Origin of the sequence: Candidatus Thiodiazotropha endoloripes, assembly GCF_001708965.1 — a bacterium.
In the GTDB taxonomy this organism is placed as follows: Bacteria; Pseudomonadota; Gammaproteobacteria; order Chromatiales; family Chromatiaceae; genus Thiodiazotropha; species Thiodiazotropha endoloripes.
Genome location: NZ_LVJW01000003.1, coordinates 409019 through 424057 on the forward strand (window position 1 = coordinate 409019; position 15039 = coordinate 424057).

At 54.0% G+C, this 15039-nt stretch carries 12 protein-coding genes; 7 read left to right on the forward strand and 5 right to left on the reverse strand.

Annotated features, from left to right (window positions below):
- Positions 1 to 4: 4 nt before the first annotated feature.
- From soeA to A3193_RS01870, 4 genes are all read left to right on the forward strand, one after another.
- On the forward strand, positions 5 to 2914 hold the full coding sequence (gene soeA / locus A3193_RS01855; RefSeq protein ID WP_069013885.1) for a sulfite dehydrogenase subunit SoeA: 2910 nt from the start codon (positions 5 to 7) through the stop codon (positions 2912 to 2914).
- A gap of 22 nt (positions 2915 to 2936) precedes the next feature.
- Positions 2937 to 3662 carry a sulfite dehydrogenase subunit SoeB gene (soeB, locus tag A3193_RS01860; protein WP_069004491.1) on the forward strand — a complete coding sequence of 242 codons (726 nt, stop codon included), beginning with the start codon at positions 2937 to 2939 and terminating at the stop codon, positions 3660 to 3662.
- A 126-nt stretch (positions 3663 to 3788) separates the two neighbouring features.
- The gene (gene soeC / locus A3193_RS01865; RefSeq protein WP_069013886.1) at positions 3789 to 4766 is read left to right on the forward strand and encodes a sulfite dehydrogenase subunit SoeC; all 978 of its coding nucleotides are present in this window, start codon (positions 3789 to 3791) and stop codon (positions 4764 to 4766) included.
- A 68-nt stretch (positions 4767 to 4834) separates the two neighbouring features.
- Positions 4835 to 5626 (forward strand): esterase/lipase family protein, encoded by a 792-nt coding sequence (locus A3193_RS01870; RefSeq protein WP_069004493.1) that lies wholly within the window; start codon positions 4835 to 4837, stop codon positions 5624 to 5626.
- A 194-nt stretch (positions 5627 to 5820) separates the two neighbouring features.
- Here the strand turns inward: A3193_RS01870 and A3193_RS01875 are convergent, their stop codons facing one another.
- Entirely contained in the window at positions 5821 to 6219 is a 399-nt protein-coding gene (locus tag A3193_RS01875) for a hypothetical protein (RefSeq protein ID WP_069004494.1), read from the reverse strand.
- Positions 6220 to 6805: 586 nt separating this feature from the next.
- Here A3193_RS01875 and A3193_RS01880 point away from each other — a divergent pair.
- From A3193_RS01880 to tsaB, 3 genes are all read left to right on the forward strand, one after another.
- Positions 6806 to 7804: an efflux RND transporter periplasmic adaptor subunit gene (locus tag A3193_RS01880; protein WP_069019327.1), complete on the forward strand. Its 999-nt coding sequence runs from the start codon at positions 6806 to 6808 to the stop codon at positions 7802 to 7804.
- A gap of 8 nt (positions 7805 to 7812) precedes the next feature.
- Complete coding sequence (locus A3193_RS01885; RefSeq protein WP_069004496.1) at positions 7813 to 10974, forward strand: efflux RND transporter permease subunit; 3162 nt, start codon at positions 7813 to 7815, stop codon at positions 10972 to 10974.
- A 79-nt stretch (positions 10975 to 11053) separates the two neighbouring features.
- Positions 11054 to 11734: a tRNA (adenosine(37)-N6)-threonylcarbamoyltransferase complex dimerization subunit type 1 TsaB gene (tsaB, locus tag A3193_RS01890; protein WP_069013887.1), complete on the forward strand. Its 681-nt coding sequence runs from the start codon at positions 11054 to 11056 to the stop codon at positions 11732 to 11734.
- A gap of 83 nt (positions 11735 to 11817) precedes the next feature.
- Here the strand turns inward: tsaB and A3193_RS01895 are convergent, their stop codons facing one another.
- The 4 genes from A3193_RS01895 to A3193_RS01910 form a co-directional block, all read right to left on the reverse strand.
- Positions 11818 to 12357: a Slp family lipoprotein gene (locus A3193_RS01895; RefSeq protein WP_069013888.1), complete on the reverse strand. Its 540-nt coding sequence runs from the start codon at positions 12355 to 12357 to the stop codon at positions 11818 to 11820.
- Positions 12358 to 12365: 8 nt separating this feature from the next.
- Entirely contained in the window at positions 12366 to 12905 is a 540-nt protein-coding gene (locus A3193_RS01900) for a Slp family lipoprotein (RefSeq protein WP_069004499.1), read from the reverse strand.
- 91 nt (positions 12906 to 12996) lie between these two features.
- Entirely contained in the window at positions 12997 to 13998 is a 1002-nt protein-coding gene (locus tag A3193_RS01905; RefSeq protein WP_235614883.1) for a hypothetical protein, read from the reverse strand.
- 5 nt (positions 13999 to 14003) lie between these two features.
- On the reverse strand, positions 14004 to 14933 hold the full coding sequence (locus A3193_RS01910) for a hypothetical protein (RefSeq protein WP_069004500.1): 930 nt from the start codon (positions 14931 to 14933) through the stop codon (positions 14004 to 14006).
- Between the last annotated feature and the right edge of the window lie 106 nt (positions 14934 to 15039).

Sequence of the window (15039 nt, forward strand, 5' to 3'; positions counted from 1 at the left end):
CACCATGCAGGACCCTACAAAACAGTCAGACAGCGAACTTGGCCGTGTCGAAATCAAAGAGACGACCTGTTACATGTGCGCTTGCCGTTGCGGCATACGGGTTACCCTGCGTGATGGGGAAGTGCGGCATATCGAGGGGAATCCTAATCACCCTTTGAATAAGGGGGCAATTTGCGCCAAGGGCTCCTCCGGCATCATGAAGCAGTACTCCCCGGCCAGACTGACCAAACCTCTGCTGCGAAAACCGGGTTCCGAGCGTGGCGATTCCGATTTTGAGGAGATCTCCTGGGAAAAGGCATTCGATCTGGTTGAAGAGCGCCTGGGAAGGATACGTGCAGAAGATCCCAAGCGGTTTGCCCTGTTCACCGGACGTGATCAGATGCAAGCTTTGACCGGCCTGTTCGCAAAACAGTTCGGTACCCCAAACTATGCGGCTCATGGTGGCTTTTGCTCAGTAAATATGGCGGCTGGCTTGATCTATACCATCGGCGGCTCCTTCTGGGAGTTTGGTGGACCGGATCTGGAGCGCTCAAAGCTGTTCATCATGATCGGAACGGCGGAGGATCACCACTCCAATCCGATGAAGATCGCCCTGGCGGACTTCAAACGACGTGGTGGTCGGTTCATCTCCATCAATCCGATCCGTACCGGCTATTCAGCGATTGCTGATGAATGGGTGCCGATCAAGCCGGGTACCGATGGTGCCCTGCTGTTGGCCATCATCCGTGAATTGATACAGCAGGGGCTCTACGATCGGGAGTTTTTGATTAAATACACCAACTCGGCCGAGTTGGTGGTGGATGATCCCGAGCTGGACGACCATGGCCTGTTTCGCCGCTTCGAAACCCATGTGGAAGAGGGCTGCTTCGATCCGGAGAACAAACTCTGGTGGGATCGGGAACTGGATCGGGAGATATCAACCCATACACCTGGCACCGACCCTCGTCTGCTCGGCAGCTTCAAACTGGAGGATGGCACAAAGGTAAAGCCGGCTTTTCAGTTGCTGAAAGAGCGTGTCGAGGAGTACACCGTCGAATGGGCGGAAGATATTACCGGGATTCCGGCGGAGACCATCAAACGGCTGGCCCATGAGATGGGGGTGGTTGCCCGGGATCAGAAGATCGAGCTTCCGATTCAGTGGACCGACAGCTGGGGCAATGATCATGAGAGTGTGACTGGTAATCCCGTTTCGTTTCATGCGATGCGTGGACTGGCGGCACACTCCAATGGTTTTCAGGCGATTCGCTCCCTGGGTATTCTGATGACGATTCTGGGGACAGTCGACCGGCCGGGTGGTTTTCGTCATAAAGCGCCTTTTCCAAGGCCCATACCCCCATGTCCCAAGCCCCCCAATTCGCCAGAGGGGGTGAAGCCTAATACCCCACTGGACGGTATGCCCCTGGGCTGGCCTTCGAAACCGGATGACCTGTTCGTCGATGAGCAGGGAGAGGCAGTACGCATCGACAAGGCATTCTCCTGGGAGTACCCCCTGTCGGTACATGGACTGATGCACAATGTGATCACCAACGCCTGGCGGGGTGACCCCTATCCCATCGATACCTTGCTGCTGTTCATGGCGAATATGGCCTGGAACTCCTCCATGAACACGGAAAATGTCCGGGATATGCTGAAGGATAAGGATGAGAATGGAGAGTATAAGATCCCGTTCATCATCGTTGCCGACGCGTTTCAGTCGGAGACTGTGGCCTTCGCCGATCTGGTGCTGCCTGACACCACCTATCTGGAGCGTCATGATGCGATGTCGATGCTCGACCGGCCGATATCAGAATTCGACGGGCCGGTGGACTCGGTACGTATCCCGGTGGTGCGTCCAAAAGGAGAGTGTAAGCCTTTTCAGGAGGTGTTGATCGAGCTGGGCAGCCGACTCGGTCTGCCGGCGTTCGTCAAACAGGATGGCAGCCGCAAGTTTCGGGACTACCCAGACTTTATCACCAACTATGAGAGTTCCCCCGGATCCGGGATCGGTTTTCTCGCCGGCTGGCGGGGCAAGGGTGGTGAGAAGTTTCTCAAAGGCGAGCCCAATCCCCGCCAGTGGGAGATGTACCAGAAGAATGGTTGCGTCTACCATCATGAACTGCCGAAATCCTACCAGTACATGCGTAACTGGAATCAGGGCTATCTGGAGTGGGCCAGGGCACATGGCATGACCCGCTATGTGGAGCCGATCACCCTGCATCTCTATTCCGAAGTGCTGCAGCGATTCCGTCTTGCGGCGCAGGGCAAGTCGTCAGGTAAGCAACCACCGGAGCGGTTACGCAAAAGGATCATCAGCCATTTCGATCCTCTGCCTTTCTATACCGCGCCACTGGAACATAAACTGATCGACTCGAGACAGTATCAGATCAGTGCGTTAACTCAGCGCCCAATGGCCATGTACCACTCCTGGGATTCGCAAAACGCCTGGTTGCGCCAGATTCACACCCATAACTACCTGTTCGTCAATCCCAAGCTGGCGGAGGCCAACGGTTTTGGTGATGGAGATTGGATCTGGATCGAATCACCCACCAATAAAGTGCGCTGTATGGCGCGTCTCTCGGAAGCGGTGGAGCCCACCACGGTGTGGACCTGGAATGCCATCGGCAAGGCGGCCGGTGCCTGGGGCTTGAGCGCCAACGCGAATGAGTCGCAAAAGGGTTTTCTGCTCAACCATCTGATCTCCGAGGAACTGCCGCCCTGTGAAGCCGGGGAGACTATGTCGAACTCCGACCCGGTCACCGGCCAGGCCGCCTGGTTCGATGTGCGAGTGAAGGTCTACCCGGCTGGCGAGGATGAGCCTAAGGTCACTTCGCCACAATTCAAAGCGCAGAATAAAGTGCCGGGCCAGGATCCTCAGCGGGGCAAATGGCAGGCCTACTTCGCCGGTATGTTTCGGCGCAAGCACAAACTTAACTGAATGATTTAAAAATGGTTTTAATATGACACAACTTGCACTTGTCATCGATCTAAACGTCTGTGTCGGCTGTCACGCCTGTGTGACCAGTTGCAAAGAGTGGAACACCTCCGGTTGGGCCGGTCCGCTGACCGACCTGCGCCCTTATGGGGAGGATCCTACCGGTACCTTCTTCAATCGGGTGCAGACCTATGAGGCCGGTGTCTTTCCACATACCGAGACCTACCACTTTCCCAAGTCCTGTCTGCATTGTGAGGATCCGCCCTGCGTACCGGTCTGTCCTACCGGCGCTTCCTATAAACGTGAAGATAATGGCGTGGTACTGGTCGATTATGACAAGTGTATCGGTTGCAAGTACTGCTCCTGGGCCTGCCCCTACGGCGCACGGGAGATCGATGAAAAGCAGCGGGTGATGAAAAAGTGCACTTTGTGTATCGATCGTATTACCGATATGAGTCTGCCCGAGTCGGAGCGCAAGCCGGCCTGTGTACTGGCCTGTCCGACAAGTGCACGGCTGTTCGGTGATGTGCACGATTCGGATTCTGAAGTCTCCGTTGCGATTCGTGAACAGGGTGGCTATGCCTTGCAGCCCGAGTGGGGGACCAAACCGGCCAACCACTATCTGCCACGTCGCAAGACCCGTATTCAGATCCACGAAGATGAGCTGGTTCGGGCTGACAACCCATTGAAGAAAGAGCTGTTGCCCAGTCTGCCAGAGGGTGGTGAGACTCTGGACGATGTGGCCTGGTGATCCGCATCAGCGGGCGATCGGATTATGTTGCTGAAGCGACCTAGGACAAACGTCGACGACCGCAGTGCCGTGCTGTCGTCTTGTGTCGAGTGGCTTCAGACTATTTAAGTTTTTGGAGAATTTATCATGCATCCAGCCTTTTCAGTCATATTTCTGACCACGCTGATTGGTGTTGGGCAGGGGCTGTTCCTGGCCCTGTTTACCGGTCAGCTTTATGCTCTGGCCAAACTGTTGCCGGCGCAGACCGATGCGTTTTACGCCCAAGGCAGTTTGATTGCGTTGCTGTTACTGATCGCTGGGCTGGTGGCGTCGGTGTTTCATTTGGGGCGTCCGGAACGGGCCTGGCGTGCCGCCACCCAGTGGCGTACCTCCTGGTTGTCACGTGAGGTGATCGCCCTGCCGGCGGCGATGTTGTTTACCGCCCTTTACGGTCTGTTCCACTATTTTGGGTGGACACAGCCTCTGTTTGTGATCTCCCAGGCTCTGCCGGTGGATGCCACATTGATCGTTGGGGCATTGGGGACCGTGGCCACCTTTCTGCTGTTTCTCTGTACGGCGATGATCTATGCCAGCCTGCGTTTCATCAAAGCCTGGCACTCACCACTGACTGTGGCCAATTTTCTGTTTCTCGGTATCGCTTCAGGTTTCATGCTGGCGGCTGCTCTGTCGGCCTATCTCTCATCCAGTCTGGTGGTTTTCTATGGCACCTGGGCGGTTGTGGCGACCCTCCTGGGAGCCATCAGCCGTGGTGCCTCTCTCTATCGCAACAGCGATTTTCGCTGCAAGATCAGCATGCAGTCAGCGATTGGTGTGCACCATGCCAAGTTGCATCAAAAGGCTCAAGGTTTCATGGGTGGGGCCTTCAACACCAGGGAGTTCTTTCACGGCAAAAGCGATGCGCTGCTACAGATGCTGCGCTACGGTTTTCTGCTGATGGTATTCATCTTGCCGGTACTGCTGATACTGCTTGCCTATCTGCTTGAATCCTCAAGATTGCCGATCGCGGCATTTCTGATTCAATATGCCGGCTTGGTGATCGAGCGCTACTACTTTTTTACTGAGGCCAAACATCCGCAAAACCTCTACTACCAGAGTATGGCGTAGCACATTCTAGGGCCTGATGCAGGGGCCCTGTTAGTCAGTTTCCGGGTAAATAAACGGAGGGTTAGATCATGAAATGGTTTGCTGCTTTAGTGTTGAGTCTGACGGCGTTGTCGGCAAAGGCCGATGTGGCGGTGCTGGTGCATGGTTATCTCGGCAGTGCCGCTTCCTGGGAGCGCAGTGGCGTCACCAATCTGCTGCACCAGGGTGGCTGGCAGGCGGCCGGTGTCCTGACGCCTCGAGGTTTGCTGCCTCTGCCGGGTGCCGAGGCGGAGAATAAGTTCTATACCGTGGAACTGCCTTCGATTGCGCCCATTGCAAGCCAATCAAGGATCCTCAACGGCATGCTCAATGCGGTTGCCCAAAAGCACCCCGATGAGTCGCTGGTTTTGGTCGGTCACTCGGCCGGTGGCGTGGTTGCGCGTATGACCCTGGTGATGGGAGAGATTCCGGCCAAGGCGCTGGTCACCATCGCCTCACCCCATTTGGGTACTGGACGTGCCGTGCAGGCGTTGGATGAGACGGATGATGTTTTTCCGATCAGTATGGTGAAATCATTCTTTGTCGGAGACATCTACGATGTGGTGAGAGACTCTTGGGGGGTACTGCTCGACCTGACCCCTGAGCATCCCGGCACTCTGCTGTTTTGGCTTAACCGTCAACCACACCCGGAGATCGACTATGTGTCAGTGATCCGGCCTGGACCTGTGGGTATGGGGGATGAAGTTGTTCCGGCCTATAGCCAGGATATGAACAATGTCCCGGTACTGAAAGGGCGGGTGAAGAGCCGGCACACAACCCTCAGTCATTCACTCCATCCGGTTGATGGTGAGGTGTTGGCCGATATTTTGTCATCACTTTGAGTAGCGATCTGCCCGGCGGCAATCTGTGTACTGTTTGGTCGCCGGGTGATGAAATCGTGGCCGTAAATCATCAGATGTATTTGATCTTCGGCTTGGGAGTGGCTTCTCTAATACCTGGTGAGGTTAAAATTAAGCGTCCTTTTGCGCTCCTTCGCAGCAGATTGAGCTGAGCCTGATCGTATCCATTCCGTTTTTCAGTCGATTGCCATGACTCTGGTGATCAGATTATCGCGGCGTCTGTCCGATTTTCGCCGCTCACCAGACTGAGCCACTTCGTTCTGCATGTTTCGCCTGTCGCGATTGGCAAATCTTCTTTGGTAGCGGTGAGGTCTCAGATAGAGGCCGTTGACGGTGCGGCCATCCAGGTTTTCTATAATGGTCTCGGTTGCCGACGTTGGATTTACCTGGACGATGGCATGATATTCAACACTGTCCTTCTGTAGATCCCGGATACGGATGATTTTTGTACGTTTGATACGTGGTTTATTGAAGATGGATAGCGGTGACCAATTGTTGCGGGCGCCCTTCAGGGTGACGCTCTGGATCTCTTTCAGGGTTACATTCTTAGGAAGATGTTTATAAAAAATCCACATGGTTGCCTCCAAAAATTATCGCTGATCCACAAGTTTCTTCCGGTGAACAGTGTTCCAAAATCCTTGGAGGGGTGGTATCACAAAAATGTGTCAGTGCAATGAACAAACGCTGTATTATGGTTTGTCATCATGGATCTGAATGTGAATTGCCTCTCCTATGCCGATCATTCCTCAACCTATCCATAATTATAGAGACAGACAGCTGGTCAGAATAGAGTCGAATACACACTGGCATCGACCGATGCACAGGTGACTGAAAACCGACCTACGATAGGTTTGTATGCAGTGTCAAGAGGCTTTGAACTCTGTATCGATCCTAGATGTATACCATTACACAGCACATCCATCCCTTTGTTCCCAATCGGTCTTCCCATGGATGTCTCAGATGCTGCGCAAATTGACTGAGTTGAATAGTCACAGTTTATGCAAACAGCTGGTCTGGATGTGTAAACTATTGTAACCAGCCAGATGGTGCTTGTACTCGGCTAAAACCACTGAAACAATAAGGAATAAGAATGGATTCATCAGCAGCTTTATGTTTTTTTTGGATTGACTACCCTTTAAGGTTAAAGAGAACCGTGTCGTCATGAGATTGCTGTCTATCCTTATATGTCTTCTGGGTCTGCTATCGGTTTCCAGCCCGGTAGTGGCGAATGCTCTGGTCGAAGCCCGGGTTGCCGTACAAAACGAAATCCAATCCGGTTTTACCCGTGCTCATTCAAGAGTGACACTTTCCGCGGAAGAGTCCGGTCGGGTGGAGAGCGTCAATGGCGATGTGGGGGACAGGGTGGATGCAGATAGCCCATTTGCCTGTCTTGATGATACCTATCTGAAGCTTGAGCTGAGAACCAATCAGGCTGAACAGCAGGCGCTCCAGGTGGATATGGCCTACTACCGCAAGGAGGTGGTCAGATACAGCAAACTGGTGAAAAAAAACAGCTCTTCCGAAAGCCAGCTCGATAGCGCACAGCGAAACCTGGACAAGACCCGAAATCAACTCAAATCGTTGTCGATTGCAGAGAAGATTCTGCAGGAACGAGAACAGAGGCTCTGTGTTACCGCGCCCGAGGGATGGCAGATTGTCAAACGTTATGTTGAACCTGGACAATGGGTGAATGGGGGAGAGCCGGTGGTTGAGGTCGGTGACTACAGCCGCCTGGTTGTACCGTTTGCACTCAGTGTCACCGAGTTCCGTGCACTGCAGGAACAGCAGCAGCAAGGACTGTCAGTGAGTTTGCCGGATCATCAGCTGGTTCTCCCGGCTCAATTGATACGCCTCTCTCCCGCCTTTGATGAACGCTCACGCAAGATCTATTTTGAACTGCAATTGAATGAGGGTCTGCCGGCTCACCGGGGAGGAATGCGGGTGGAGCTGAGTTTGAATATCCCAACCCGCTCCGGTGCCGTAGTGGTGCCTAAACAGGCGCTACAACAGCGCTATGAACAGTATTGGATGCGGCGTCCCGACGGCAGCGAAATTTCTGTGGTCTATCTCGGGCGGGTGAATGGCACCGACGGGGATTGGGTAAGGGTGACTTCGCCGCAGATCAAGCCGGGGGATCAGTTTCAAATGATCTCTGAGTAAACCAAACCATGCGTGATCTTGTCGCTTTCTCACTCAAACAGCGGGTTTTCTACAACCTGATGTTTGTGGTGTTGATCGTGGTGGGGTTTATCACTCTCTTCGCACTGCCTGCTGAGCGCTACCCCAATTTCGGTTTTGGTGAAGTGATCATCTCCACAGTCTACCCAGGGGCCTCTCCGGTAGAGGTGGAGAGCCTGGTAACCCGTAAGATCGAAGATGCGCTGGAGCAAGTCGATGATGTGGAGTGGATCAACTCCACCTCGTTCAGCGGTCGCTCGAATATCCGTGTCAAATTCATCGACGACTCCGATTATGACGCGCTCTTCAACGAAGTTCGGTTTGAAGTCCTGAATGTAATCAGTGAGTTGCCGCAAGGCGTCGATCCTCCGCAACTGCTGAATGCAAAAGTTCAGGACTGGTTACCGGTGATTGCGGTCAACCTGCTCGGTGATCATAACAATCGGGCGCTGGCTTTGATGGGGGAGGAGATCAAGACCCGAATCCTCAAAGTCCCGGAAGTGCAGCAGGTGGAGTTTTCCGGTAAACAGACCCAGGAGTTTCACATCTATCTGGATGCGCAGAAACTGCGCGAACTCGGTGTCAGTTTCGATCAGGTGGCACAGGCATTGATTGGCGCCAATCACACCATCCCGGCCGGCAAGTATACCAACGACAGTGGTGAGTTCCTGGTCAAGATGGATGAACGCTTCAACAATCTGGAACAGGTCCAGTCCACCGTGGTGCGGCGGGATGCGGATGGCAGTCTGGTCAAGGTATCCGATCTGGCCAGCCGTATCGGCATGGACTACCGGGATCCGATTGTCATCGCCTCGGTAAACGGCAAACCCTCATTGGGATTGAAGATCATCAAGTCCGAAAAGGGTAATGCCATGAAGATCCGCGATCAGGTGGTCGCGGTCGTTGAGGAGTTCCGTCCAACCCTGAAAGCGCAAGGGGTGGAGCTGGTTCTGACCCAGGATTCGACCGTCTATATCAAGGATGGATTGAGTACCCTGGGGATGAACATGCTGGTGGGTATCAGTCTGGTGTCACTGATCATCTGGTACTTTATGGGGGTTCGGAATGCCGGGTTGGTCACCATCGGCATCCCCTTCGCTTTCATGATCACCATGCTCATCATGTATCTCACCGGTAACAGTTTGAATGAGATTACCCTGTTCTCGTTTGTGCTGGTGACCGGTATCGTGGTGGATGATGCGATTGTGGTGACTGAGAACATCTACCGCCATGTGCAGGAGGGTAATCCCCTGCGGGATGCGATCATCAATGGTACGTCAGAGGTGGCATTGCCGGTCATCTCCGCCACCATGACCACGGTGGCCGCATTCCTGCCGATGCTGATCATGACCGGTTCAACCGGACAGTTTTTCGCCTTGGTGCCGAAAGCGGTCACTTTTGCTATCGTCGCTTCACTGATCGAGTGTCTGCTGATCCTGCCGATTCACTATCTCGACTTCGGTCCGCGCAGTCAGAATGCGGTCAAGTTATTGGAGCGGGACAACGCCATGATGCGGGTCGCCCGTCGCTTTACCGACTGGCTGCTCAATCTGACCATGCACAACCGGCTGCTGTCAGTGTTCATTGTCTCAGTACTGTTTGTGGTTTCGGTGGCGATCATCGGTCTATCCGCCAGTGGCAAGGTACCGCTGATACGGATTCAGTTTTTCCCCGATGACTACAAAATCTACTATGTGGATGTGGTCGGTCCGAGCAATGTCTCCCTGGATGAGATCGATAGCCGGGTAAAACAGATCGCTCAGACCGTGATGGAGGATGGCCCGGGGATGGCCAGTGCCGCATCCGGGCTGGCCGGTATGTACTTCAACGAGGATTACGAACCGATCTACGGCAACAATCACGGTTCGGTGATTGTCACCATGCCGAGCGCCAAGCAGCAGACCTTCGATGATCCTCTGGCCCATCTGCAAAGGATGCGGGACAAGCTTAAACCGATCTATGAAAAGGATGGTTATCATCTGCATGTGCACCCGCAGAATGATGGACCTCCCAGCGGCAAGGATATCAACGTGCGGGTGGTCGGTGCGAATGTCGAGGCGGTATCGGCGCTGTCCGCTGAGTTGCTGAAATTCATGCAGGCTTCTGAAGAGATCGGACCAAACCTGCTCGACCTGAAGGATGACAGAGGCGTACCCAAGCGGGTATTTCGTCTACAGGTGGATCAACAATTGGTGGCTGAGTATGGTCTCGACAACAGCCAGGTCGCGCAACTGGCAGCGAGTGTCCTGGATGGTCGATATCTCGGCAAATATCGGCACATCGATGAAGAGGTGGATATCAAACTGCGAATCGATCCCGGTGCCTTGAGAGAGCCGGAAAATGCCCTCTATATACCGGTGATCGAGGATGCCGGGCGGCCGGTCTACTTAAGCGATCTGGTAGAGGTCAAAGCCTATAATGAGAGTGGTGAGATCAAGCGCTACCAGGGGCAGAGAGCGATCAGTCTGAAGGCCGATATCCGTGAGGGTGCGCCCACTTCAACCCCGGCGGTTGTGGAGGCGGTGAGACGCTACTATGAGACGATTCGCGAGGACTATCCCGGTGCTACGGTAACCTTTGGCGGTGAACATGAGGATACCCAGCGCTCCTTCCAATCGCTTGCCTATGCATTCATCATCGCCGTACTGGTGATGTATGTGATTCTGGCGACCCAGTTTCAGTCCTACCTGCAACCACTGATCATACTCTCTGCGGTGGTCTTTGCCTTGATCGGCGTGGTGTTCGGCAAGCTGATCACCCAGTCCCTGTTTACCGTCAACAGTTTTATTGCGGTAATCGGTGTGGCGGGTGTGGTGGTCAACGATGCGCTGGTGCTGATCGACTTTATCAACAAAAGATATCGCAGTGGTATGACACGACGCGAGGCGATCACCGAAGGGGTTCATATTCGCCTGCGACCGATTCTGCTTACTACCCTGACCACCACTCTTGGACTGCTGCCAATGGCAGTGGGCTTTCCCAGCTACTCACTGGTCTGGGGCACCATGGCATCGACCTTCGTTACCGGGCTCGCCGCCGCCACGGCTTTGACCCTGTTTATCATTCCGGTGCTGTGGGATCTGCTAATGGGGCTGCAGCAGAGAATTGCGAGACGCAGAGCGAACAGGGATCTCTCTTCAGAAAGTTATTAATCTCCTGGGTTGGCCTGTTAAGCGTGAGCCAATTGGATTATTGTAAGCAGCTCACTGCAATTTCAGCTTTTCCTGCTTTATGAAACTACTTGCCATAGAAACCGCAACAGAGGCCTGTTCTGCCGCTCTGCTTATCGATGATCAGATCGAGCTTCGTTATGAGATCAAACCGAGAGGCCACAGTGAGCTGATCCTCAGCATGATGGATGGGTTGCTGGGCGAGGCTGGCTTGTCCGCCAATCAGCTCGATGCGATGGCGTTCGGACGGGGACCAGGCTCATTCACCGGTGTGCGGATTGCTACCGGGGTGATCCAGGGGGCGGCTTTCGCAGCCGACCTGCCGGTGGTTCCGGTCTCCACCCTGGCAGCGCTGGCCCAGCGGGCCTATCGGGAAAAGGGCGAACCGAACCTGCTGACAGCCTTTGATGCCAGAATGGGGGAGCTCTACTGGGCTGGTTATCGGGTCGACAGTAACGATATTGTACGGCTGGTTCTGGATGAGCAGGTGGCCAATGCGCAACAGGTTCATCTGCCTCTGGACGAGGAGTGGTATGGGGTGGGTTCAGGCTGGAGTGTCTATGCTCCCCAACTGGGTGAGCGGCTTGGAGAGTCACTGCTCGGTTACAAAGCGGACCTCTACTGCAGTGCCCGGGATGTGGCTACCCTGGCGGCAGTTGATTTCGAGTCTGGTCTGGCGGTGCCAGCGGAAAGGGCGCTGCCCGTCTATCTGCGCAATGATGTGGCGCATAAGAAGCGTTAAGTCAGCTATTGGCGTCCATTTGCGGCTTGAAAAACCCGTCATCCAAGACAAATATCTAACAACCATTCGCGGGCTGACATCGCTTACAGACCAAATCCGATACCAATACTGCCGTAGCTGCTGCCGCCACTGCTGGCGCCGAAGCCGAAACGGATGCGGGGTTTGCTCCGGGACTCCCGTTGCTTCGGCCAGAGGGCGAGCTGCTCACAAAGCATCACCGGGAACTCATACTCTGCTTCACCGACCAGATCTTTACGAATCGTTGATATCCGGCCTGTGGCGGTAACCATTCGTCCTGAAGCGTAGTCAGCGGCTTCCAGATAGCCTGGTTGACTGGCAATAAAGCGTCCGATGGAGGCCGATTCCCTCATCGGTCGCCCCTCTTCATCCAGTGGATAGGCGAGGATCTCCACTTCGCTCGACTGAGCAAGATTGGTTATGCCAATCACCACGCCACCCCATTGCATGGGCTGATTTGGAAGTGTTGAAGCTGTAGCTGTCTGCTTTGGGGAGAGGCTGCGGTCTGCTGGAGTAATCACCGGATTGCTGCTGCAGCCGAAGAGGTTGAGCAGCAGGCTGATCAAGCCGACGAGCAGGAAGTTCTCTCTCATGGATTCAAGCATGATTCAGGCTACCAATAGATTGGGTGTCTTCGCCAATATGGGTAGTAAAAGGGATCGTAGAAAGGATCGTAGTAGTATCGGTGTTGATAGGCCGGGTCGATCTGTTTGGGCCACAGATGGTAGCTCCGCACCTTTACCTGGGGGTAGCTGTAGGGGTATTCACCGACGGGTTTCTCGACGACCTCTTGAAGTCGTCCCTCCACTGTGATCAGGCGCTCTTTGGGAAAATCCTCAGGCTCCAGAAAGCCTTCTATGCGGGCGATGAAACGTCCCCGGCTCTTTTTGCTGTCGAGCGGTTTACCAGACTTGCTCAAGCGGTGGGACAGAATCTCGATATGGGTCTCATCCGCCAGATTTTCCACCGAGATGATCTCACCTCCCCAGCGTACGCGGCTGCCGATGAATGGCTCTGCGTCCTGCTGCACCTCATCAACACGGATGTCGCCGTCAACAGGGGTGCGAATGGCAAGTGGGATCTTTGATGCGCAACTGCTTATGATCAGGCTGCTGACAACAATGAGAAGGATATGTCTGCTTTGTCTGTTCATGTTTCCCGAGACTTCCGCTGCAATTCCCAACTGTTGGACTGTCAGGTCTTCGGTAAATTCCCTGAAACCGGCTTAACCCACGCCGGTGAGGTTACTCCACGATGCGCTCTTTTTTCGCCTCTTCCTGATAATAGTAGTCATATTTCCGATGCATATGGTTGGTGAAGCTCCAGGCTTCGTTGTAGGAGAGACCACTGTTTTTGGGGATGATGACCTTCACATAGAGGTTATTGTGCTGTTTTTTCAGGACGGCGAGATTCTGTTCCAGCTTACTGCGTGAAATGGACTTGAAACGGCTGTCCTGCGGTCCCTTATACTCGATTCGGGTCTGCTTGCCCTTTTTGGTGTAGCGCACTTCAACCAGGGTTTTACCCTTCGCGGTGCGCGCCGGACGCAGCAGTTTGTTGTACTGGATCTTAAGATCGGAATAGTCCTCTTTCAGGTCGCTCAGCTGTTCGTCCCGCTCCTGATTGAGGGCCAGGACTTTCAGCAGCTCTTCGTCCTTGCTCGACAGGGTGATGCGCAACTGCTCCAGATCCTGCAGGGTTTCGGTCTGACGAATGTTAGCCTGGTCCAGATCGGTGGTTAGGGTCTGGATATTCTGATTCGCTTCGCTGATCTGATTGCGCAGTCTTTCACCCTCCTGGCTAAGTCGGGTGATCTGGGTGTTGAGCAGGGTACGTTCGCTGGTGAGGGTGTTGACCCGGCTGTTGAGCTCATCCCGCTCCCGATTCAGCTGGCTGATCTGGAATCGCTGACTTGAGATCGCCGCCTCCTGCTCTTCGGATCGTTCCTGTAGTTGCATCATCTGCATGCGCAACATGGTCAGTTCATGCTCCCGTGCGATCAGCCGTTCCTCCAGGGTCTCATTCTCTTCACCCGTACTTCTGACCAGTTCCATCGCCTGCTGCTCCGCCTCCATGGTGGCGCGGAGTTGGGAGAGCAACTCCATATTACGCAGTAACAGAATCACCATCGCAAGCATGAAGATCATCACGATCACGGTCATGATGTCGGTGAACGAGGGCCAGAAGCTGTCATCCCCCTGGGTGCCCTGGCTGTTGAGCCGTAGATCGATGAAACTATCGTCCATACGAATCAATCATCCTCGTGCAGGCGGAAGCCTAGCTTCAGAACATGTTTGATCTCTGACAGATCATTGTGCAGCGCTTCGTTTTTCTCCTCCACGTTTTCCAGGGAGTCGAGCAGACGTTTCTCGATATTCTCGAACGCCTCCTGGGAGTTGCTCATCTGACTCACCAGCTTCTGCAGTGAGCGGACCAGGCCGGTGAACTCATACAGGGCGCTGTCGGTCTGAACTTGAAATCTGGGGATCAGCTCGTTCACCGTGACCTGTTCAATGCCACTGATCAGATTGGTCTGTACATCACTCAGCTTGAGGTGGAAATAGCCGAAAAATATGAAGCATACAATTGCGGTAATGGTGGTCGAGAGGGCGGTGGACATACCATGCACCACCATCCCCATGCCGCCTACGTTGATCGAGGTTTCGAGCAGGTCCGAGGCGCCGATCAAAGCAATCGAGAGAGAGACGATGGTGCCGAAAACGCCGGTCAGGATGAGGATGTTGTTGATGAATTTTGGCAGACTGTTACGGGTGCTTTCACTGGCTACCAAGGTCGAGGCGAGGGAGCCGTGATTGATCGGGCAGTTCGCTTTGTGCAATCCCTGCATGGTACGGAAACGGTTGGCGATGATGGCTCTTTTGTGAATCCGTTTCAGTGGATCGCTCTCGCCCTCACGCAGATTGCGCAAAAACAGCAGCAGCGCATTCTCTTCCGAGGCATAGTGGAGAAAGATCGTGATCATGCGCAGGATGCCGATGGTGAACAGGCCGACAATGGTGCCATTGATGATCAGACCTGTACTGGTGAGCTGGTCGCGGAAATAGACATCATTGATGAACTCGAATTTCCAAACCATCAGTGCCGCGATCACTGCGAACAGTAGAATCATCCTGATCAGGATGTTACGGCTGAAGTTTCGGCGTAGCTGTATGCTTCCCAAAGCGATACTCCCGGCGTGATACTGAATAGATCCTACAGTGTAACTCAGTAGCCGTGTTTCATGGAATAAATCCTGATACATTGCTATGCAAATTTATGAAATTGCA

Coding starts and splice junctions, on each gene's coding strand:
- soeA (WP_069013885.1), top strand. CDS start 5: ATGCAGGACCCTACAAAACAGTCAGACAGCGAACTTGGCCGTGTCGAA.
- soeB (WP_069004491.1), top strand. CDS start 2,937: ATGACACAACTTGCACTTGTCATCGATCTAAACGTCTGTGTCGGCTGT.
- soeC (WP_069013886.1), top strand. CDS start 3,789: ATGCATCCAGCCTTTTCAGTCATATTTCTGACCACGCTGATTGGTGTT.
- A3193_RS01870 (WP_069004493.1), top strand. CDS start 4,835: ATGAAATGGTTTGCTGCTTTAGTGTTGAGTCTGACGGCGTTGTCGGCA.
- A3193_RS01875 (WP_069004494.1), bottom strand. CDS start 6,219: ATGTGGATTTTTTATAAACATCTTCCTAAGAATGTAACCCTGAAAGAG.
- A3193_RS01880 (WP_069019327.1), top strand. CDS start 6,806: ATGAGATTGCTGTCTATCCTTATATGTCTTCTGGGTCTGCTATCGGTT.
- A3193_RS01885 (WP_069004496.1), top strand. CDS start 7,813: ATGCGTGATCTTGTCGCTTTCTCACTCAAACAGCGGGTTTTCTACAAC.
- tsaB (WP_069013887.1), top strand. CDS start 11,054: ATGAAACTACTTGCCATAGAAACCGCAACAGAGGCCTGTTCTGCCGCT.
- A3193_RS01895 (WP_069013888.1), bottom strand. CDS start 12,357: ATGCTTGAATCCATGAGAGAGAACTTCCTGCTCGTCGGCTTGATCAGC.
- A3193_RS01900 (WP_069004499.1), bottom strand. CDS start 12,905: ATGAACAGACAAAGCAGACATATCCTTCTCATTGTTGTCAGCAGCCTG.
- A3193_RS01905 (WP_235614883.1), bottom strand. CDS start 13,998: ATGGACGATAGTTTCATCGATCTACGGCTCAACAGCCAGGGCACCCAG.